Origin of the sequence: Roseateles sp. 22389 (assembly GCF_052044995.1) — a bacterium.
Taxonomy (GTDB): domain Bacteria; phylum Pseudomonadota; class Gammaproteobacteria; order Burkholderiales; family Burkholderiaceae_C; genus Roseateles.
The window spans coordinates 1-20362 of the sequence record NZ_JBQEOF010000006.1 but is presented as its reverse complement, the minus strand read 5'-3'; the positions used below and the strand labels follow the sequence as shown (position 1 = coordinate 20362).

The 20362-nt window shown below is 69.9% G+C and carries 15 protein-coding genes; 9 read left to right on the top strand and 6 right to left on the bottom strand.

The features are described 5' to 3' along the window. The first annotated feature begins 3 nt into the window (after window positions 1–3). From malE to ACTJKJ_RS10185, 8 genes are all read left to right on the top strand, one after another. Window positions 4–1191, top strand: a complete 1188-nt coding sequence (gene malE / locus ACTJKJ_RS10220) for a maltose/maltodextrin ABC transporter substrate-binding protein MalE (RefSeq protein ID WP_440820361.1) — start codon at window positions 4–6, stop codon at window positions 1189–1191. Then, window positions 1188–2852 carry a maltose ABC transporter permease MalF gene (malF, locus tag ACTJKJ_RS10215; protein WP_440820360.1) on the top strand — a complete coding sequence of 555 codons (1665 nt, stop codon included), beginning with the start codon at window positions 1188–1190 and terminating at the stop codon, window positions 2850–2852. Before malE ends, malF begins: the two co-directional genes overlap by 4 nt. Window positions 2853–2865: 13 nt before the next feature. Beyond that, window positions 2866–3756, top strand: coding sequence for a maltose ABC transporter permease MalG (malG, locus tag ACTJKJ_RS10210; RefSeq protein ID WP_440820359.1), 891 nt, complete (start codon window positions 2866–2868; stop codon window positions 3754–3756). A gap of 411 nt (window positions 3757–4167) precedes the next feature. Further along, entirely contained in the window at window positions 4168–6465 is a 2298-nt protein-coding gene (locus ACTJKJ_RS10205; protein WP_440820358.1) for a phosphoesterase, read from the top strand. A 17-nt stretch (window positions 6466–6482) separates the two neighbouring features. Next, window positions 6483–7895: a cytochrome-c peroxidase gene (locus ACTJKJ_RS10200; protein WP_440820357.1), complete on the top strand. Its 1413-nt coding sequence runs from the start codon at window positions 6483–6485 to the stop codon at window positions 7893–7895. Window positions 7896–7909: 14 nt separating this feature from the next. Further along, window positions 7910–8572 carry a hypothetical protein gene (locus ACTJKJ_RS10195; protein ID WP_440820356.1) on the top strand — a complete coding sequence of 221 codons (663 nt, stop codon included), beginning with the start codon at window positions 7910–7912 and terminating at the stop codon, window positions 8570–8572. Between the two features lie 8 nt (window positions 8573–8580). Beyond that, complete coding sequence (locus ACTJKJ_RS10190; protein ID WP_440820355.1) at window positions 8581–9483, top strand: 2OG-Fe(II) oxygenase; 903 nt, start codon at window positions 8581–8583, stop codon at window positions 9481–9483. Between the two features lie 75 nt (window positions 9484–9558). After that, window positions 9559–11730, top strand: a complete 2172-nt coding sequence (locus ACTJKJ_RS10185) for a glycoside hydrolase family 13 protein (protein ID WP_440820354.1) — start codon at window positions 9559–9561, stop codon at window positions 11728–11730. Between the two features lie 20 nt (window positions 11731–11750). Here ACTJKJ_RS10185 and ACTJKJ_RS10180 read toward each other — a convergent pair whose 3' ends face one another. The 5 genes from ACTJKJ_RS10180 to glk form a co-directional block, all read right to left on the bottom strand. Then, window positions 11751–11891, bottom strand: coding sequence for a hypothetical protein (locus ACTJKJ_RS10180; RefSeq protein ID WP_440820353.1), 141 nt, complete (start codon window positions 11889–11891; stop codon window positions 11751–11753). A 70-nt stretch (window positions 11892–11961) separates the two neighbouring features. Next, window positions 11962–12120: a hypothetical protein gene (locus ACTJKJ_RS10175; RefSeq protein ID WP_440820352.1), complete on the bottom strand. Its 159-nt coding sequence runs from the start codon at window positions 12118–12120 to the stop codon at window positions 11962–11964. Further along, window positions 12117–12467 (bottom strand): helix-turn-helix domain-containing protein, encoded by a 351-nt coding sequence (locus tag ACTJKJ_RS10170; protein WP_440820351.1) that lies wholly within the window; start codon window positions 12465–12467, stop codon window positions 12117–12119. The genes ACTJKJ_RS10175 and ACTJKJ_RS10170 overlap by 4 nt, the downstream gene beginning before the upstream one ends. 169 nt (window positions 12468–12636) lie before the next feature. Continuing rightward, window positions 12637–15432 carry a TonB-dependent receptor gene (locus tag ACTJKJ_RS10165; protein WP_440820350.1) on the bottom strand — a complete coding sequence of 932 codons (2796 nt, stop codon included), beginning with the start codon at window positions 15430–15432 and terminating at the stop codon, window positions 12637–12639. A gap of 329 nt (window positions 15433–15761) precedes the next feature. Continuing rightward, entirely contained in the window at window positions 15762–16772 is a 1011-nt protein-coding gene (gene glk / locus ACTJKJ_RS10160) for a glucokinase (protein ID WP_440820349.1), read from the bottom strand. 405 nt (window positions 16773–17177) lie between these two features. On the opposite strand from glk, the gene ACTJKJ_RS10155 reads away from it, so the two are divergent. After that, on the top strand, window positions 17178–19091 hold the full coding sequence (locus tag ACTJKJ_RS10155; RefSeq protein ID WP_440820348.1) for a glucokinase: 1914 nt from the start codon (window positions 17178–17180) through the stop codon (window positions 19089–19091). A gap of 111 nt (window positions 19092–19202) precedes the next feature. Here the strand turns inward: ACTJKJ_RS10155 and ACTJKJ_RS10150 are convergent, their stop codons facing one another. Further along, window positions 19203–20315: a TIGR03364 family FAD-dependent oxidoreductase gene (locus tag ACTJKJ_RS10150; protein ID WP_440820347.1), complete on the bottom strand. Its 1113-nt coding sequence runs from the start codon at window positions 20313–20315 to the stop codon at window positions 19203–19205. Window positions 20316–20362 lie beyond the last annotated feature (47 nt).

The window sequence follows — 20362 nt, the reverse complement described above, 5'->3', positions numbered from 1 at the left end:
CGCATGACGCTGGCCGCGGCCGCGCTCGCGGCGGTCGCGTTGCTCTGCGGCTGCAGGCAGGCCGCCGCGCAGACGCAGCCCAAGCTGCTGGTCTGGATCAACGGCGACAAGGCCTACAACGGGCTGCAGAAGGTCGGCGACGCCTTCGAGCGCGAATCGGGCGTGAAGGTCGTGGTCGAGCATCCGGTCGACGCGCCCGAGAAGTACACGCAGGCGGCCGGCGCCGGCAAGGGGCCGGACGTCTTCTGCTGGCCGCATGACCGCGTTGGAGAATGGGCCAAGGCCGGCCTGCTGACGCCGGTGCAGCCGCGCAAGGCGCTGTTCGACGAGGTCGAGGCCACGGCCTGGCAGGCGTTCCGCTATCAGGGCCGCTACTGGGGCTACCCGATCGCGATCGAGACCACCGGCCTGATCTACAACAAGGCACTGGTCGCGCAAGCGCCGGCGACCTGGGACGCGCTGATCGCGCTGGACAAGACGCTGCGCCAGCGCGGCAAGCACGCGATCCTGTGGGACTACAACAAGAGCTTCTTCACCTGGCCGATGTTCGCCGGCGCCGGCGGCGTGATCTTCGGCCGTGACGCGCAGGGCGACTTCGACGCCGGCCAGGTGGCGGTGAACAACGAGGGCGCGCTGGCCGCGGGCCGCATGCTGGAGCGCCTCATCCAGGAGGGCGTGATGCCGCGCGGCGCGCGCTACTCCGAGATGGAATCGAGCTTCGCGCGCGGCGAGATCGCGATGATGATCTCCGGCCCCTGGGCCTGGGAGAACGCGCGCAAGGCCGGCATCGACATCGGCGTCGCGCCGATCCCCGCGGTGATCCCGGGCAAGCCGTCCAAGCCCTTCGTCGGAGTGCTGGGCTGCATGATCTCGGCGCCGTCGAAGAACAAGGACCTCGCGCGCGAGTTCATCGAGCGCCACCTGATGCGACCCGAGTCGCTGAAGGTGCTCGACGCCGACGTGCCCATCGGTGTGCCGGCCAACAAGGCCTTCTACCAGGCGCTGTCGGTGAATCCGCTGATCCGCGCCAGCATGGAGAACGCCCGCGCCGGCGAGGCCATTCCCAACATCCCCGAGGTGGGCCGCTTCTGGACCGCGATGGACGCGGCGCTGGAAGCCATCACCAACGGCCTGCAAAGCCCCAAGGACGCGCTGGACGGCGCCTCGGGCCGGATGCTGCTCAAGCAATGAACGCCACGACCGCCTCCTCCGCGGCCCTGTCCGCCGCCCTGCCCGGCTCGCCGCTGGCCGAGGCCTACACCCGCCAGCCGCCCGGCGCGCTGGAGCGACTGGGCCGCGCGCTCTACTGGCCGACGATCGCCGTCATCGCGCTGGCCGCGCTCTACCTCGTGTTCATGCTGTACGCCGCGGGGCTGACCAGCTGGGCGCTCGGCGTGCTGCTGCTGGCCGGCGCGGGCTTCGCCGTCTACCTGTCGAAGGCGGGCTTCGCGTATCGCTACCTGTTTCCCGGTGTCGCCGGGATGCTGCTGTTCATCGCCTTCCCGCTCGCGTTCACGACGCAGATCGGCTTCACCAACTACTCGTCGGCCCACCTGCTGAGCCAGGAGCGCGTGCGCGAGTTCCTGCTGGACCAGCACGACACGGTGCTGGACGAGGTGCGCGACTACAGCGTGCACGGCGCGGGCGGCGACTTCCGGATCGTGCTGCGCGACCCGGCCAGCGGTGCCGCGCAATTCGTCTCGCCGCCGCTGGCGCTGCGGCAGGCGGGCAAGCCGGTGGACGTCGCGATGCAGGCCGTCGGACCAGCCGACGCGACGCTGGGCACCGCGCTCACGCTGAAGGAACTCGTCGCGCACCGGCTGGCGCTCGCGCAGCTGCGGCTGCGCCTGCCGGGCCAGGCCGGCGGCACCGCGGCCACCGGCGGCGTGGGCGATGCGTCCACGCTGCGCTACCTCGGCCTGCGCGAGTTCGGGCCGATCCGCCCCCACTTCGTGGAGCAGCCCGACGGCGCGATCAAGCGCGTGGCCGACGGCGCGCTCTTCCGCCCCGACGCGACCACCGGCTACTACGAAGGCCAGGGCGCGGCCGCGGGCACGCACCTGGCGCCCGGCTACAAGGTGATGGTCGGCGCGCAGAACTACCGGCGCATGCTGTTCGATGCCGAGTTCCGCGGCCCCTTCCTGTCGATCTTCGGCTGGACGGTGATGTTCTCGCTGCTGACGGTGGTCTTCGCCACCGCGATCGGGATGATGCTGGCGGTGCTGCTGAACTGGGAGGACCTGCGCTACCGCACGACCTACCGCACGCTGCTGTTCCTGCCCTACGCGGTGCCGGGCTTCATCTCGATCCTCGTGTTCAAGGGCCTGTTCAACCAGAACTTCGGCGAGATCAACGCGATCCTGGACGCGCTCTTCGGCGTGCGTCCGGCCTGGTTCGCGGACCCCGCGCTGGCGCGGACGATGCTGCTGATCGTCAACGTGTGGCTGGGCTACCCGTACATCATGATCCTGTGCACCGGGCTGCTGAAGGCGATCCCCTCGGACCTGTACGAGGCCTCGGCGCTCGCGGGCGCGGGACCGCTGACCAACTTCTTCAAGATCACCGCGCCGCTGATCATCAAGCCGCTGTCGCCGCTGCTGGTGTCGGCCTTCGCGTTCAACTTCAACAACTTCGTGTTGATCGCGCTGCTGACCGATGGGAGGCCGGACTACCTGTCGACCAAGATCCCTGCCGGGCAGACCGACATCCTGGTCAGCTACACCTACCGCATCGCGTTCCGCGACTCAGGCACGGACTTCGGCCTGGCGGCGGCGATCTCGACGCTGATCTTCATCCTCGTCGCGGGGATGTCACTCCTCAACCTGCGCCTGATGCGCAAGGCCAACTCATAAGGACGCCCGGACCATGGCCATCGTTCGAGGCAAGCAGGCGCGCTGGCGCGTCGTCGCGGCGCATGCACTGCTGTGGGTTTTCCTGGCGGTGACGCTGTTCCCGCTGCTGGCGGTGGTGTCGATCTCGCTGCGGCCGGGCAACTTCGCCACGGGCAGCCTGATCCCCACGACGATCAGTCTGGAGCACTGGCAACTCGCGCTGGGCATCCCGTACCAGGCGCCGGACGGCTCGCTGGTGCAGCCGCCGTTCCCGGTGCTGACCTGGCTGTGGAACTCGATCAAGGTGGCGACGATCTCGGCGCTGCTGATCGTGGGCATCTCGACGACGGCGGCCTACGGTTTCGCGCGGCTGCGGTTCCCGTTCAAGGGCGGGATCCTGAACAGCATGCTGCTGCTGCAGATGTTTCCACCGGTGCTGGCGCTGGTGGCGATCTACGCGATCTTCGAGACCATCGGCAGCTTCGTGCCGTGGCTGGGCATCGAGACGCACGCGGGCGTGATCGTGGCCTACCTGGGCGGCGTGGCGACGCACATCTGGACCATCAAGGGTTACTTCGAGACGATCCCGGTGGAGATCGAGGAGAACGCGAAGGTCGACGGCGCGTCGCACTGGCAGGCCTTCCGGCTGGTGCTGCTGCCGATGGCGGTGCCGATCCTGATGGTGGTGTTCGTGCTGGCCTTCATCGGCTGCATCATCGAATACCCGGTGGCGTCGGTGCTGCTGCGCGAGGAATCCAACCTGACCCTGGCGGTGGGCTCCAAGTACTACCTGCACGACCAGCGCTTCCTGTGGGGCGACTTCGCCGCCGCGGCGGTGCTGTCGGGCTTGCCGATCACGGCGGTGTTCCTGCTGGCCCAGCGCTGGATCGTGTCGGGCCTGACGGCGGGTGGGGTGAAGGGCTGACGGGCGCGACGCGCCGTCAGCGCGTCTGCCGGCATCGTGTTCACCGTTCTGGACATGCGCAGCGCATTTTGTCCAGAACGGTGAACATCGCGCTCCCGGTGGGGCTGCAAGAGACGCCTTGAGCGCTCGGTCCGGGCGTGATGCGCGGACCCGCGACACGAAGCCTCCACTCGCCGCCAAGGCGTTGCGCTCGCGCCAAGCCGCGTGCGAGCCACGAGCCATTCCGCCCCGTCGCGCCGCTTCACCAAACTTTGCGAAACGCGCCAGGCCCGATGGCGCCTGGGTTCTCACGCGTCCTTGACGCTGGGTGACACGGATCCGTCATGCGTGATTCCTAGAGTGCGCCGCGTTTCGGGCCGGCCCCTGCCCGGGCCACTCGAACCCGCCATCGCCACCACTCCAGGACGCCCCATGCGACCCAGCAAATCCACCGCGCTGAACGCCTCGCTCACCCTGATCGCCGCCGCCATCCTGGCCGCCTGCGGTTCCGACAACGACGGCCCGTCGACGCCCAGCGTCACGATCAGCGGCGTCGTCACCGCCGCCAGCTTCACGCCCGGCAGCGCCACGGATCCCACCCTGGCGCCCGCCTACTACGTCGGCGCCAAGGTCTGCGTCGACGCCGACGGCAACGGCGTCTGCGATGCCGCCGAGCACCCGGTCGTCACCGATGCCCAGGGCCGTTTCTCGCTGACCGTGCCGGCCAATGCCGCGCTGATCGCCGACATCGGCACCGACGCCACCGTCTCCGCCACCGGCGCCAAGGTCGCCAGCCGCGACGTGCTGCGCGCCTCGCTGGACCAGGTCCTCGACCAGGCCGGCCAGGTCGTCATCAGCCCGCTGTCCTCGGAAGTGCAGCGGCTGGTCGAGGCCAACGGCAGCAGCTACGCCGTCGAGAAGCAGACCGTGGCGACGCGCATCGGCGTGTCCCTCGACAAGGTGCTGGCCGACGTCAACACCGTCAGCGGCGCCGACCAGGCCGCCATGCTGGCCGAGTCCAAGGCCCTGGACAACCGCTTCACCTACGCCATCACCAAGCTCGACCGCGGCGACCTCTATCCCGACGCGCTGGCCGTGCCCGGCGGCGATCCGCGCCTGGCCGGGGCCGCCAACGTCAGCGCCTCCACCGCGCCCAGCGGGACCGACACCCGCGCGAAGATCACCTTCGCGCAGGCGCAGCAGGCGGCCTTCAACCTCGAAGGCATCCCGCGCTACGACCATCTCTTCATCGTGATGCTGGAGAACAAGGCGACGCTGTCGATCAAGGGCTCGCCGTGGGCGCCCAAGATCAACGCGCTGCTGGCCAGCGGCAACCAACTGACCAGCTACTACGCCACCGGCAATCCGTCCGAGCCCAACTACACCGCGCTGGGCGGCGCCGACGACTTCGGCATCACCGACGACAGCCAGTGGAACTGCGACGCCACCGGCCCGAACGCGGTCCAGGACCTGCCGCTGCCCGACAAGACCCAGCCGGGCCTGGCCAGCTCGCCCTTCAACGCCAGCTGCACGCAGGCCGCGGCGGTCAACCACAACATCGTCGGCAGGCCCAACCTGTTCAACGCGATCGCGGCCGCCGGCATGACCTGGCGCACCTACAGCGAGTCGATGAACCCGGGCCAGGACTTCCGCACCGACAGCGTCGCCGATGCCGCGGTCACCGCCGCGGACAACGTCTACGCGCCCGGCACCCTCAACGGCAACACCAGCGCCGTCGGCAACGCCGCGCTGACGCTGCCGATGCCCGCCGGCCTCTACAAGACCAAGCACCACCCGGGCATGGCCTACCAGAACGTGCGCAGCGCGCCGGAGTTCAAGTACAGCAACCGCACCATGGGCGGCGGCCAGTGGGACGCCAACCTGAAGAACAGCAGCGCGTATGCGATGCCCGCCAACTACGACGTCGACCAGCTCGGCACCGACCTGGCCAGCGGCAAGGTCGGCACGCTGAACTTCCTGGTGCCCGACCAGTGCGACGACATGCACGGCATCAGCGTCGTGGGCAAGCTGGCGGGCGGCGGCACCGCCACCGCCAGCGACTGCGGCAGCGTCGCCAACAACGTGGCGCCGACCGCGGCGGCCAACATCATCACGCGCGGCGACAACTACGTCGACGCGCTGGTGAAGAGGATCCAGGCCTCGCCGCTGTGGAAGAACCCGGCCAAGCGCGTCGCGATCGTGCTGATGTTCGACGAAGGCAACGCCACCTCGGGCTTCAACTCCTGCTGCGGCTGGAACGTTTCCAACAGCGCGGTGTCCAAGCCGCTGGTCGTCGATCCCAAGACCGGCGCGGTCACGGTGGACGCCAGCATCAACAACTACACCAAGGGCAACCGCGGCCACGGCCAGAGCATCTTCGGCATCCTGACCAACCAGGCGGGCGCGCCCAAGGGGGTCTCCGACGGCGATGCCTACAGCCACTTCTCGTTCGTGCGCACGCTGCAGGACATGTTCCAGCTGGCCGACCCGGCGGTGGATGCGTCCTACATGAACCGCTCGAAGTACACCGAGAAGTTCATCGCCGCCAACATCCTCAACCTGCCCGAATACGCCGGCAGCGCCGACACCCACTTCGACGCGGTGCGCGCCATCAACCACGCCTGGCAGGCACCGGCGAGCTATACGCAGAAGCAGTCGGCCGACGTGAACACGCCGGCGCAGATCGGCGCCGACGCGGTCCAGACCAATGTCTGGGCGCTGACGAAGTAAACCCGGCGACGCGCGCGATGTCCCGGCGAGCCCTCCTCTCCTCCGCCCGCGCGTCGCTGGTAGCCCTCGTGGGCACCGGCGCGTGCGTGGGCCTCGGCGCGTTGCTCGCCGCCTGCGGCCCGTCCGGCGAGGCGACGCCGGCGGGCCCGTCGGCCAGCGCCACCGCGGCCGCTTCCGACAGCGTGGGCACAGCGCTGAACCCGGCGACCCCGCTGAGCCTGGCGGCGCAGGTCGGCCAGAAGATGTTCTTCGACGCCTCGCTGTCGGCCTCGGGCCGCATGGCCTGCGCCACCTGCCACGACCCGAAGCACGCCTATGCGCCGGCCAACGATCTGTCCGCCCAGCTCGGCGGTCCGGCGATGAACCAGACCGGCACCCGGGCCGTGCCGTCGCTGCGCTACAAGGACGCGACGCCGCCCTACGCGGACCTGCTCGACAACCCCGATGGCGTCAGCGTGCCGGGCCCTGGCGGCGGCTTCGCCTGGGACGGCCGCGCGGCCACGCTCGCCGAGCAGGCCGACCTGCCGCTGCTCGATCCGCGCGAGATGGCCAACGCCAGCCGCGCCGATGTCGTGAAGCAGGTGCAGGCGGGTCCCTATGCGGCGCTGTTCCGCCAGGCCTTCGGCGCGCAGGTCTTCGACGACGTGGACCGCGCCTTCGCCGCCGCGGGCCAGGCGCTGCAGGCCTTCCAGCTCGAGGACGTCAGCTTCCATCCCTACTCCAGCAAGTTCGACCTCTACATCGGCAACAAGATCGGCGGCGTGCTCACGCCGGCCGAGGCCCGCGGGCTGAAGGTCTTCGCCGATCCGAACGGCGGCAACTGCGCGTCGTGCCACTACCAGGGCGCCGGCCTGAACGGCAGCACGGCGCTGTTCACCGACTTCTCCTACGAGGCCATCGGCGTGCCGCGCAACGCGGCGCTGCCCGTGAACGCGGACCCGAACTACGTCGACCTCGGCCTGTGCGGCCCGGCCCGCACCGATCACCCGCCCACGCCGGGCAACCGCTTCTGCGGCATGTTCAAGTCGCCCACGCTGCGCAACGTCGCTTCGCGGCGCAGCTTCTTCCACAACGGCATCTTCCATTCGCTCGAGCAGACGATCCGCTTCTACAACACGCGCGACACGATGCCGGAGCTCTGGTACCCCACCGTCGGCGGCCAGGCCAAGGCCACGCCCGATCCGGACTTCCCGAGCTACGGCCTGATCACCACGCAGTACGTCGGCGGCCAGGTGCGCAAGTTCGACGACCTGCCCGCGCGCTTCGTCGGCAACATCGACACGCAGATGCCGCTGGACGGCCGTCCCGCCCACAGCAAGCCGCCGATGTCCGAGCAGGACATCGCCGACCTCCTCTGCTTCCTCAACACGCTCAACGACAAGGACGTCCAGCCGGCCGAGCCGCCCAAGCCGGGGGCCTGCACGTCGTGATGCGTCGCTCCCCCATGACCCACGCCCTCTCCTTGCGCCGCACCGCCGTGTCCATCGGCCTGATCGCGAGCGCGCTCGTCCTGAACGCGCTCAGTGGATGCGCGCGCTCGGCGGCACCTTCCTCGGACCATTTCGCCGCGGCGCTGAAGGACTACCTCGCCCAGCGCGGCGACCTGTGCCTGGACAAGACCGACTGGCCCATCGACCTGACGCAGCACGAGATCGACACCGGCGCGCGCAACGCGCTGCAACTGCCAGTCCTGGAGCGACTGGGGCTGGCGAGCTCGACGGTCGCCGAGGTCGATGTCAAGGACGATCAGGAGATGCCGCACCGCATGAAGGTCCGCCGTTATGCGCTGACCGAGGCGGGCCGGCAGTTCTACCTGACGCGGGAGCGAGCCACGCCGGGGGGCGGCCGGCAGACGGTCGGCGACTTCTGCGCGGCCAGGCTGAGCCTGGACCGGGTCGTCCATTGGGAGTTGGCCGGCGAAGGCCGGGACCGGCTGGCGACGGTCAGCTACACCTACCAGGTCAAGGCCGCGCCCTGGACCGCGGACGCCGAGGTGCAGCGGGTCTTCCCCGTCGTCGCCCAGGTGATCCGCGGAGCGGGCAGCGCGCAGTTGCAGGAGCGGTTCCGGCCGACGGCGACCGGCTGGGTGGCGGTGGACCTGCCCTGAGCGCCGCCATGACGAGCGTCGTGCGCTTTCCCTCGGCCCTGGGCGACTGGGTCCGTCGACATCTGGACGACGGCGCGTCGCCCGATGAGCTGTGCCACGCGCTGCGCGAGCGCGCCATCGCGCCGGAGGCCGCGCAGGCGATCGTCGACGGCTTCGTCCGCGCGCGCCACGGCCACGCGCCGATGCCGGTGGATCAGGTCGCGCTGCCCACGCCCGCGGCGCCGGGCGGCACACCGCTGCCGCCGTATCGCCATGGCGAGCCGCGCCTGCGTCCAGGCACCTCGATCGCGACGCATGACCGCCTCGTGCGCGTCGCCGCGCGCGCGGCGCAGCCGCTGCTGGCGGTGCTGAACGGCGTGATCGATGCCGATGAATGCGAACAGCTCATCGCGCTGGCGCGCCCTCGGCTGCGGCCCTCGACGCTCGTCGATCCGCACACCGGTCGCGACGTGGTGAGCGGCTTGCGCAGCAGCTTCGGCATGTTCTTCCGGCGCGCCGAGACGCCGCTGATCGCGCGCCTGGAGCGGCGCCTGGCCGAGCTGATGAACCTCCCGGTCGCGCACGCCGAAGGCCTGCAGGTCCTGCACTACCCGCCAGGCGCCGGCAGCGCGCCGCACTACGACTTCCTCGTGCCGTCCAACCCGGCCAACCAGGCCTCGATCGACCGCAGCGGCCAGCGCGTCAGCACCTTGGTGACCTACCTGAACGACGTGCCCGCCGGCGGCGAAACGGTCTTCCCGGCGGTCGGCTGGGCGGTGTCGCCGCAGCGCGGCCACGCCGTCTATTTCGAGTACGCCAATGCCCAAGGGCAGTTGGACCACGCCTCGCTGCACGCCAGCGCGGCTGTCCTCCAGGGCGAGAAATGGGTCGCGACGACCTGGATGCGGGAGCGCCCGTTCGTGAGTGCGTAGGCCGGAGGGACGCAAGTCCCAAGAAGGGCTGACCCCGAGGGCTCTCGCCTCGAATCCGAGGTAGCGTTCCCGGCCATGCACGCCTCATTGCCACGCCGACGCGCGCCGCTCGCGTCCCTCCCCGCCGCGCTGCTGACCGGCCTGGCGGTCACGCTGTACGCCACCGGGCCGGCGCTGGCCGCGCGGGCCGACGAGGCCGGCCCACCTCCAGCGATGCCGACGCCGAGCGCATCGGGCGCATCCGCCGCGTCGCTGGGCGCCATCGCGGCAAGCCTGCGCTACGACTCGCGCCTCGCCGCCTTCAAGACGCCCTTCGGCGCGCAGCCGGCCAAGACCTGGATCGAGTTCCAGCTGACCGCGCTGCCCGGCGTCGAGAAGCTCGAGCTGGTCGTCGAGCGCCGCCGCGTCGAGGGCAACGAGGACCTGATCGCCTATGCCGAGGAGGCCCGCGTGCCGCTGCACAAGGCCGCCACCGCCGAGGGCCGCGAGCGCTGGAAGGCCCGCCACCGCTTCGGCGCGGCGGGTGTCTACGGCTACTACTTCATCGCCACGATCGACGGTGCCCGCTACGTCGTCCAGAACAACGCCGACCCGATCCACTGGACCAAGGAGAAGGGCTCGATGGGGCCGGCCAGCATCGCGCCGCTGCCCGACGGACCCGATGCCAAGGGGCCGTTCTCGATCCGCCGCTATCGCCAGACCATCCACGCCTCCGACTTCGCCGTCCCCGGCTTCGCGCGCGACCTCATCTACTACTACGTCTTCCCCGAGCGCTTCCGCAACGGCGACAGCTCCAACGATCCGCAGGTCGGCCAGGCCCGGTACCAGGACCACGGCATCGAGCGCCATCCGCGCTGGCTGGACCGCCCGTACAAGCCGGGCAGCGGCGACGGCTCGGACGCCGTCTACAACAACGACTTCTTCGGCGGCGACCTGGCCGGCCTCATCGACAAGCTCGATGACCTGCGCGAGCTGGGCGTCAACGCGCTGTACCTGACGCCGGTCTTCCAGGCCGCTAGCAATCACAAGTACGACACCGGCGACTACAAGCGCATCGATCCGGCCTTCGGCAGCAACGACGACTTCCAGCGCCTGACCAGCGAGGCCGGCAAGCGCGGCCTGCGCGTGATCCCGGACACCTCGCTGAACCACGTCGGCGCGGACTCGCCCTACTTCAACCGCTTCGGCAACTTCCCGGCCGGCGGCGCCTTCGACAACGGCAAGCCCAACCCGGCCTCGCCCTATGCGAGCTGGTTCCGCTTCGACCTCTCCCGGCCCAAGCCCGACGACCAGTACGCCGCCTGGATCGGCATCAAGGACCTGCCCGAGCTGGACAAGTCCAGCCGCGCCTTCCGCGACTACGCCTTCGGCCGGGACGGCGTGATGCAGTTCTGGCTGGACCGCGGCGCGGCGGGCTGGCGCATGGACGTGGCGCCCTGGGTGCCGGACGATTTCTGGCGCGCCTGGCGCATCGCGGTCAAGCGTCACCAGCCGGAGGCGCTGACGATCGCGGAGACCTGGTTCGACGCCAGCAAGTTCTTCCTCGGCGACACCTTCGACGCGACGATGAACTACATCTTCCGCAATGCCGTGCTGGACTTCGCGGCCGGCGTCAGCGCGGAGCGTGCCTACCAGAACCTGGAGCTGCTGCGCGAGTCCTATCCGCCGCAGGCGCTGTTCGCGTCCATGACGCTGCTGTCCTCGCACGACCAGCCGCGCGCGCTGCATCACTTCGGCGTGCGCGACGACAGCCCGCCGGAGAAGATCGCCGACGGCAAGCGGCGCCTGCTGCTGGCGATGTTCTTCCAGATGAGCTACCCGGGCGCGCCCACGATCTATTACGGCGACGAGGTCGGCCTTGGCGGCGGCGAGGACCCGTACAACCGCGCGCCCTACCCCTGGGCCGACGAAGGCGGGCAGCCGGACCTGGCGCTGCGCGCGCAGGTCAAGCGGCTGGTCGGCCTGCGGCAGTCGCAGCCGGTGCTGCGGCACGGCAGCCTGTCCGCGCCGCTGTGGCTGGACGAGCACGTGATCGTGCTGCTGCGCCAGGACGGCCGCCGCAGCGCGATCGTCGCGATGAACAACGCCACCGAGCCGATGCGGGTGACCATCGCGCTGCCGCCGGCGCTGCGCGCCACGCCCTTCATCGACGCCCTGACGCCCGGCGCGCCGATGAAGGCGGCGGGCAACGGCCAGTTGCTGATCGAGATCGGCCCGCTGAGCGGGCGGGTGCTGGTGGGCGATTGAGGCCGGTCGGGGGATCGGGCTCAAGCCAGATGCGCCGCGCGCTGGCGGGCAAGGAAGGGCCGATCGATCTGATCCGCGAGCAACGCGATGTCGCGCGGCGACACGCCCGCGCGTTGGAAGTGATCTCGCCAGCCGTCCACGGCGCGGGCGACCCGGGACACCTCGGCTTCGGCCTCCCGCTCCTTCAGGCCAAAGAAGCGCGCCTCGGTGAGCGCGTTGTCGATCGTCGATTCATGCCCCTGACAACCAAGCCTCCGAGTAGGTGAGGGACACGCCCTTCAGCGGCCGGACCAGGCGCAGCTCGCCGATGGGACGAGGCGTCTGCGGGTCGCCCAGCCACCACAGCCACAACTGGTCGGTCGGCTCATAGGCCCCGCTGTCCATCGTCATGCGTCCTCTCCCGGCTTCGCCTGGCCGTCGCTGCCGGCGGCGAGTCGCTCATCGATCGTCGTTCGGCGCTTCACCGCCCGCTGACGGGCGACCCGCACAGCCTGCGCCAGCGCCCCGCGATCATGCTCCGGCGCCGCGAGGTCCGGCAGGGCCGAGTCGCGCCCCATCAGCCACAGCGCCGTCGCGTAGACCGCCATCGACACCGTCGGATCGCCCTTCTCCATGCGCATCAGCGTCGGTTCAGACACGCCGATCCGCCGGGCCCACGACTTCAGCGGCTCCTGTCTTCGCTTGCGCGCCAACGACAGGTTTTCGCCCAGTTCGCGCAGGTGCGCGAGCACGGCCATGGGCATCTGCTCGATCGCGGCTGGTCTCTTTGGCATGACATAGATATTAGTACAACGGCGGATTTGCCAACATCTATGTTTATTGAAACCAAAAAGCCCCGCCGGCTCTCGCCGTGCGGGGCTGCATCACTCGGCCCACCGGGCCCGGCCCGGTGGCTTCAGCGGGCCATCAGAACTTGTAGGTCGCCCCCAGCAGGAAGGTGCGGCCCCACTTGATGTACTCCAGCGGGCGGTCCTTGGTCTGCGCGTAGGTGCGGTAGGCCTCGTCGGTCAGGTTGTTGACCTGCGCCAGCAGCCCCAGCCCCTTCAGCGGACCTTCGGTGAAGTTGTAGCCGATCTGCGCGTCGACGATGCTCTCGCCCACCACGTAGCGCAGCGTGCGCGAGCCGTTGAAGTTGCCGATCTCGCCGATGAAGTCGGACCGCTTGCGCTGGCTGATCCGGAACTCGAAGCCGTTGGCCTCGTAGTACGCGGTCAGGTTGTAGACCCGCTTGGACAGGCCCGGCAGCGAGATCGGCCCGCTGCCCACGCTGCTCGCGCTGTCCGGATCCTTGATCGAGATGTTGCTGTCGTTGAAGGTCGCGCTGGCGACGATGCCGAAGCCGTTCAGCATCGGGCTCACCAGGTTCAGCGGCAGCGACGCCGTCAGCTCCAGGCCCTTGAGCTGGCCGCCCTGCCCGTTGTACGGGGCGGTGAAATCGCCGGTCAGCTGCGCCGGCGGCTGGCCCGGCTGCGGCACGTAGTCGACGACGAAACGCGAGAAGTCGTAGCCGTCCACCGTCTGCTTGTAGATGTAGCTGCGCAGGTCCTTGTAGTAGGCGGCCGCCGCCACGTAGGCCTTGTTGCCGAAGTACTTCTCCCACGACAGGTCGACCGCGTTGGCACGCCACGGATTCAGCGTCGGGTTGCCGCCGGTGGCGCCCGGCCTGCCGGTCGTGCCATTGACGCCGAACTCCAGGCCCGCGTTCATCTGCTCCACCCGCGGACGCGCCATCTGCTTGGCCAGCGCGAAGCGCACCGTCTGCTCGCCCGGCAGGCTCCACGACAGGTTCATCGAGGGCAGGTAGTCGGTGTAGGTCTTGCCGCCCTCGATCGGCTTCACGCCGCCCGCGTTGTTGTTGAGCGTCGCGTCCCAGTAGTTGGACTGCGAGGACTGGTCGGTGCGCACGACCTGCAGGCCGATGTTGCCGCGCATCGGCACGCCGAAGGTGGTCGCGTCCAGGTTGCCCTTCAGGAAGGCGGTGGTCGTCTTCTCCTTGACCTGCCAGGCCTTGGGGATCAGGTAGCTGGCCGTCTCCGTCGGCGCGAAGGTCATGTAGCGGCCGACCGCGCCCGGCACGTTCCACGCCGGGATCAGGCCCAGGCCGGCGAAGCTCAGGTCCACCGGGCGGTATTGCAGGTCCGGCGCGATCGCGGTGTCGCCCTGCGCGCCGACGTTGATGTTGCCTTCCGGCTGGCGCTTCTTCTTCGAGCGGTCCGCGTAGTTCAGGCCCGCCTCGAAGTCGGAGAACAGCCCGGAGGCGAAGTCGGGCGCCGGCAGGTTGCCCACCAGCTTGAAGCCGGTCAGCTCGTCCTTGACGCTGGGCACCTTGCCGTAGCCGGAGCCGTAGATCGTGTTCTGCAGCAGCAGTTGGGTCGGGTCCGAATAGTTGCGCAGCCCCGGCACGATCTGCGAGAAGCCGCCGGTGCGGAACGCCAGGCCCACGTTGTCCAGCGGCCAGTCGGTCGCGGAGGCCCGCGCCAGCTGCGTGTTGTTCTCCAGGCTCAGCTCGTTGCGGGTGGCGCGCGAGTAGTTCACGTCAGCCATCAGCGACAGGCCGCTCTCGAACTTCAGCTTGTTGTTCCAGCCCGCGGCGACGATCTTGTCGTCGCGCTTGTTGTACATGCCGCGCACCAGCGGATAGGCGTTCAGCAGCGTGCCGCCGGTCTGGGTGCCGTTGTCGTTGATGGTCGGGTTCGACCAGTTCAGGCCGGCCGGCGGGTTGTTGCCGTTCCAGCCCAGGTTCATCTCGAACTGGTTGGCGGTGTCGACCTGCTTGGCCTTGGTCCAGAAGCCGTCGACGACGCTGGTCCAGTTCTGGCTCGGACGGAACTCGACCGTGCCCATCAGCGCGTCGCGCTCGCTCTTGCCGGTGCGGCGCAGCGCCTTGATGCCGCCGGAGTTGTAGGTGCCCGCCGGGAGGCCGGTGCGGCCGGTCTGGTCCCAGGGCTCGTAGAAGCCGACCTGCTCTTCCTGGACCGGCGTCTGCTGGTGCGCATACCCCAGCGACACGCCGATGCTGCGGTTGGCGAACTGGTCGATGTAGCTGGCGCTCAGGCGGTTGCCGGTGGCGCTGGCGTCGGCCGCCTTGCCCAGCGAGTTGCGCTGGCCGCGGGCGTTCAGCGTCACCACGCGGTTGCTGAAGTTCAGCGGGCGGACCGTCTGCATGTCGATGGTGCCCGACAGGCCCTGGCCGACCAGCCCCGCTTCCGGCGTCTTGTAGACCACCACGGCGCTGAGCAGTTCCGACGGGTACTGGTCGAACTCGACGCTGCGGTTGTCGCCGGTGGAGACCAGTTCGCGACCGTTGAGCAGCGTGGTCGCGAAGTCGGGCGACAGGCCGCGGACCGAGATCACCTGCGCGCGTCCCGCGACGCGCTGCGCCGACAGGCCGGGCAGACGGGCGATGGACTCGGCGATCGACACGTCGGGCAGCTTGCCGATGTCCTCGGCGGAGACGGCCTCGACGATCGCGTCGGCATTCTTCTTGACCGAGATGGCGGCCTCGATGCCGCGGCGGATGCCGGTGACGGTCACCGTCTCCAGCGTCTTGTCGGCCGCGGCCTTGGCGGCGGCTTCCTTGTCCGTTTCGGTCTGGGCCTGCTGCGCCTGGGCGGCGCCGGCCATCAGGGCCAGCGTCACCAGGCAGCCGGCGGCGACCGGCTGCACACGGAACAACTCGCGGGGGGCGTGCGATGTCTTCATTGGGTTTGTCTCCTGTAGCTCTGGCTGCGCTCGAGCGTCTTCTGGCGCTCGCTGGCTCGTCCTGCGGGGCACTGCGACCGGGAAGTTCACGTTGCAGGGACCACGGAACCCCTTGTTCGGAAAGAATTCTGTACTAAAACTAGATCACCCACCTAGTTCTCGCAAACCCTGGCGCTCTTGAGTTAGCCGATTTATGGTGTGAAAACGACGAATAGACTGCGGGTTTCCACCGATAAAGCCGCAAAATGAGCAACGGAAATGAAAAACGGCGACCGCGCGGGTCGCCGTTTTGGCTTGGTGATGTAGCTGTACTACAGCATGGCGCTTCCTCAGCGCACCGACTGCTCCAGCGCGAAAGCGGCGCCGGCCAGCGCGGTCAGGGTGTCGGTGATCAACACGCAGGGAACGGCCGCCAGGTAGGAGGCGAAGCGCCCCTTGGCCTCGAAGCGCTCACGGAACGGCGACTCGAAGAAGCGATCCCCCAGGCGCGGCACGATGCCGCCACCGATGTACACACCGCCGCGCGCGCCCAGCGCCAGCGCGACGCTGCCGGCGAAGCTGCCCAGGAAGGCGCTGAACTGCGTCATCGTCCGCGCGCAGATCTCGTCGCCCCCCAGTGCCCGCTCCACGATCTGCTCCGCGGTCAGGCGCTGCGCCGGCGGCTGGCCCGCCACGGTCGCGACCGCGGCATGCAGCGTCGGCAGGCCGATGCCCGACAGGAAGCGCTCGGCCGACACATGCGGGAACTCGCGCCGCGCGACGGCGAGCAGTTCGCTTTCGTAGTCATTGGTCGGCGCCAGCGTCATGTGACCGCCCTCCCCCGGCAGCGCGATCCAGCCGCCCGAGGTCTCGATCACGCCGCCGACGCCCAGCCCGGTGCCGGGCCCGATCACCGCCAGCGTGCCGCGCGGCGTCGTCAGCGCGGGCCCCGGGACCGCGGCCACCTGGTCCGGCCGCAAGCCGGGCAGCGACAGCGCCAGCGCCTCGAAGTCGTTCAGCAGCCGCAGCTCGTCCAGGCCGAGGTCGGCCTGCAGCTGGCTGCGGGAGAAGGTCCAGTGGCTGTTGGTCAGCTCGATGCGGTCGCTCTTGATCGCGGTCGCCAGCGCCAGCGACGCCCGCCGGGGCCGCGCCTGCACGCCCAGGCCGGCGAGTTCCTTCAGATAGGCCTCGGCCGCCGCGCGCAGCGATTCATATTGAGCGACCGGCAGCTTGCGCACATGCTCGACCGACTTGCCGGGGCCGTCGACCCACGCGAAGCGGGCATTGCTGCCGCCGATGTCCGCCACCAGCCACGGATACCCCGCGGCGCCCGTCGTCGCCACACCCTGATCTGCTTGCACTGTGCTTGTCCTGCTTGTTCGGCTTGTTGAGGCGCACCCCCAAGGTGCGCCGGAGGCCGCCTCGGAGGCGGAATCCGCGCAAGGTAGCAAAACTACAGCAATCGCACAAGAGCACTGTCACCCGGTCGCGCTTTTCGCGACGGTGGTCATGACGCGACCACTCCACTTTCGTTGGCAAGCGCTTGTCACCAATCACTTTTCCCTTCCCATCCATGCCACCGATGGCTCTAAAAATCACTGTAGTCTCACTACAGCGTCGGGTGCCAAGACCAAGGCACAGCTAGGGGCGAACCCTTCCGGCGCTCCCGGGCGTGGAGGCCATAATCGCCCCTTCCCCGCCGCCGCCGCGCCACCCGGATCCGCCCGGATCGATTCCAGGCCCGAGGCGGCCAGCACCTCTCCTTCATGCGTGAATTCGACAGTCCCCGGCTGATCGCCGACATCGGCGGCACCTTCGCCCGCTTCGCCCTGGAGACCTCCCCGGGAGAGTTCGAGCACATCGCGCTGCTGCGCTGCGCCGAGCACGCCGACTTCCACGCCGCCGTGCGGGCCTTCATGGACCGGTTGCCGCGCCAGCTGCGGGTGGCGCACGCGGCGATCGCGATCGCCAACCCGGTCGAGGGCGACCAGGTGCGGATGACCAACTACCACTGGCAGTTCTCGATCGAGGAAGCGCGCCAGCGCCTCGGCCTGGACACGCTGGTGGTCGTCAACGACTTCACCGCGCTGGCGATGGCGCTGCCACGGCTGCGGGGCGGCGAGATCCGCCAGATCGGCGGCGGCGAGCCGCGCGCCCACAGCGTGATCGGGCTGCTGGGCTCGGGTTCGGGCCTGGGCGTGTCGGGCCTGATCCCGGCGGGCGAAGGCTGGATCTCGCTGGGCTCCGAAGGCGGCCACACCAACTTCGCGCCGCGCGACGAACGCGAGATCGCGCTGCTGCGCTTCGCCTGGAACGAGTACGAGCACGTCTCCTTCGAGCGGCTGCTGTCCGGCCCCGGCCTGGAGCTGATGCACCGCGCGATGGCGGACTACCTCAAGCGCCCGTCGGAGCCGCTGAGCGCGCCGGAGATCACCGCCCGCGCGCTGGAGGCCACCGACCCGGTCTGCGAGGAGACGCTGGAGCTCTTCTGCACGCTGCTGGGCACGGCCGCGGCCAATCTGGCGGTGACGCTGGGTGCCTTGGGCGGCATCTACATCGGCGGCGGCATCGTGCCGCGGCTGGGCGAGTATTTCGACCGCTCGCGCTTCCGCGCCCGCTTCGAGGACAAGGGCCGCTTCTCCGACTACGTCGCCGCGATTCCCACCTTCGTGATCACCGCCGAGCACGCCACCTTCAAGGGCGCGTCGGCGATCCTGGAGGCGCAGCTGCGCAGCCTGCAGACCAGCGGCGGCGCGTCGGCGATCGTCGGCCAGATCCGCCGTGCACGCGACGGCCTGTCGCCGGCCGAGCAGCGCGTCGCGGACCATGTGCTGGCGCATTCGCGCAAGGTGCTGAACGATCCGATCGCCGAGATCGCCAAGGCCGCCAACGTCAGCCAGCCGACGGTGATCCGCTTCTGCCGCTCGCTGGGCTGCGAGGGGCTGTCCGACTTCAAGCTGCGGCTGGCGTCGGGCCTGACGGGCACGGTGCCGGTCAGCCACACGCAGGTGACGCAGGACGACTCGATGGTCGAGCTCGGCGAGAAGGTGCTGGGCAACACCGCGTCGGCGATCCTGCAGGTGCGCAGCCAGCTCAACCGCGACATGATCGACCGCAGCATCGAGCTGCTGCTGAAGGCCTCGCGCATCGAGTTCTTCGCGATCGGCCATTACGGCGTGGTCGCGCAGGATGCGCAGTTCAAGTTCCTGCGCCTGGGCGTGGCCTGCAACGCCTACGTGGAGCCGCGGCTGCAGCTGCTGGCGGCGCAGACGCTCAAGCCCGGCGACGTGGCGGTGCTGATCAGCAGCAGCGGCAAGCTGCCGGAGCTGATCGCGGTGGCCGACGCGGCGCGCGAGCGCGGCGCCCATGTGGTGGCGATCACCGCCAGCCAGTCGCCGCTGGCGAAGAAGGCCGACGCGGCGCTGATCGTCGACCACGTCGAGGACGTCGCGACGCACCTGCCGATGATCAGCCGCATCCTGCACCTGCTGGTGATCGACATGCTGGCGGTGGGCGTGGCGATGCGGCGCGATCCGGCGGGACCGGCCGGCGCGGTGCTCGGCGCCGCGCATCCGGACCTGGACGAGACCGACGAGGACGGCCGCGTCAGCGCGCGCCGCGCGGCGCCGGGCGTCAGCCTGGCCTCGCCGCTGGCCAAGCTCACGGCGCACAGCCGCTGAGCGCGCCGCATCCGCGCGGCTCCTGACCGACCAGGCGCGCCCTGCCTGCGTCCGTGCGGCGCAGCGAACGCATCGCAGCGCCTGCCCGGCGAGCTCCACCGCCGGCGGCCATCACCAGTCCGCGAGCACCTCTTCCGCCAGCCCGAACGCGGTGCTCGCGCCGGTGCCGCCGGTCACCATCACCAGCCGCGTGCGCGGGTCCGGCGCCTCCACCAGGCACGGCACCTCGGCGCTGACCGGGTACACGCCGGTCCAGCGCTCGACGATCTCCAGGGACGGCAACGCCAGCTGCCGGTGCAGCTCGTCGAGGATCAGCCGGTCCACCGCCTCGCTGGCGAAGGGCGGCAGCACCGGCCCGTAGTGGTGCGAGTCGCCGACGACCAGCGAGCCGTCCGCGCTCTGCACCACGATCAAATGGATGCCATGCGCCAGCGCGTCGTGCCGCTCGGCCGACAGGCGCTCGAGCAGCGGCCGCGCCTGCGGCAGCGCCGCGTAGCCCTCGTAGCGCACCAGGCTCAGGTCGGCCATCAGCGCCGCGTTCAGCCGGAAGCCCGCCGGGGGCTTCACCCGCAGCATCTGCAGCTGGCACAGCGACAGCGCATGGGGCGTCCAGCGCTCGGCGAAAAGACCGTGCAGTTCCGCGCCCGAGCACACCGCCACGCGCTCCGCGCGGTAGCTCGCCCGCGACGTGCGCACGTGCGGGGCTTCGGCCTCGAGCACCGATTCGCCGAAGCGAAATTCGACGCCATGCCGCTCGGCCAGCCAAGCCGCGATGCGCGGGATCGCCTCGCGCGACTCGACGCGCAACTCGTGCGGGCTGTAGAGGCCGCCGCGCAGACCCTCGGCCCGCAGGCCCGGCTGCCGCGCCAGCGCTGCGGCGGCATCGAGCCGCTCGCAGCCCTCGCCCATCTCGGTGGCCAGGAAGGCCTCCAGGATCGCTTCCGAGGCCTCGTGACGCGCGGCGACCAGCAGGCCGGCGTGCTCGATGCGCAGGCCGGCCTGCGGCGCGAGCTCGGCCCACAACTCACGCGAGCGCCGCGCGCGCCGCCAGTGCGCGCCGCGCTGCTGGCCGGTCACGGTGACGAAACCGAAGTTGCGGATCGAGGCGCCGATGCAGGCGGCATCGCGCTCGACAACGACGACGCGCCAGCCGCGCCTGGCGCCAGCCCAGGCATGAGCCAGGCCGACGATGCCGGCACCAACCACGAGGAGATCACAGTTCATGGGAATGTCAGTCAAGTGAAGCAGTCTCTCCCTCTCCGCTCGCGCTT

Coding starts and splice junctions, on each gene's coding strand:
- malE (WP_440820361.1), top strand. CDS start 4: ATGACGCTGGCCGCGGCCGCGCTCGCGGCGGTCGCGTTGCTCTGCGGC.
- malF (WP_440820360.1), top strand. CDS start 1,188: ATGAACGCCACGACCGCCTCCTCCGCGGCCCTGTCCGCCGCCCTGCCC.
- malG (WP_440820359.1), top strand. CDS start 2,866: ATGGCCATCGTTCGAGGCAAGCAGGCGCGCTGGCGCGTCGTCGCGGCG.
- ACTJKJ_RS10205 (WP_440820358.1), top strand. CDS start 4,168: ATGCGACCCAGCAAATCCACCGCGCTGAACGCCTCGCTCACCCTGATC.
- ACTJKJ_RS10200 (WP_440820357.1), top strand. CDS start 6,483: ATGTCCCGGCGAGCCCTCCTCTCCTCCGCCCGCGCGTCGCTGGTAGCC.
- ACTJKJ_RS10195 (WP_440820356.1), top strand. CDS start 7,910: ATGACCCACGCCCTCTCCTTGCGCCGCACCGCCGTGTCCATCGGCCTG.
- ACTJKJ_RS10190 (WP_440820355.1), top strand. CDS start 8,581: ATGACGAGCGTCGTGCGCTTTCCCTCGGCCCTGGGCGACTGGGTCCGT.
- ACTJKJ_RS10185 (WP_440820354.1), top strand. CDS start 9,559: ATGCACGCCTCATTGCCACGCCGACGCGCGCCGCTCGCGTCCCTCCCC.
- ACTJKJ_RS10175 (WP_440820352.1), bottom strand. CDS start 12,120: ATGACGATGGACAGCGGGGCCTATGAGCCGACCGACCAGTTGTGGCTG.
- ACTJKJ_RS10170 (WP_440820351.1), bottom strand. CDS start 12,467: ATGGCCGTGCTCGCGCACCTGCGCGAACTGGGCGAAAACCTGTCGTTG.
- ACTJKJ_RS10165 (WP_440820350.1), bottom strand. CDS start 15,432: ATGAAGACATCGCACGCCCCCCGCGAGTTGTTCCGTGTGCAGCCGGTC.
- ACTJKJ_RS10155 (WP_440820348.1), top strand. CDS start 17,178: ATGCGTGAATTCGACAGTCCCCGGCTGATCGCCGACATCGGCGGCACC.
- ACTJKJ_RS10150 (WP_440820347.1), bottom strand. CDS start 20,315: ATGAACTGTGATCTCCTCGTGGTTGGTGCCGGCATCGTCGGCCTGGCT.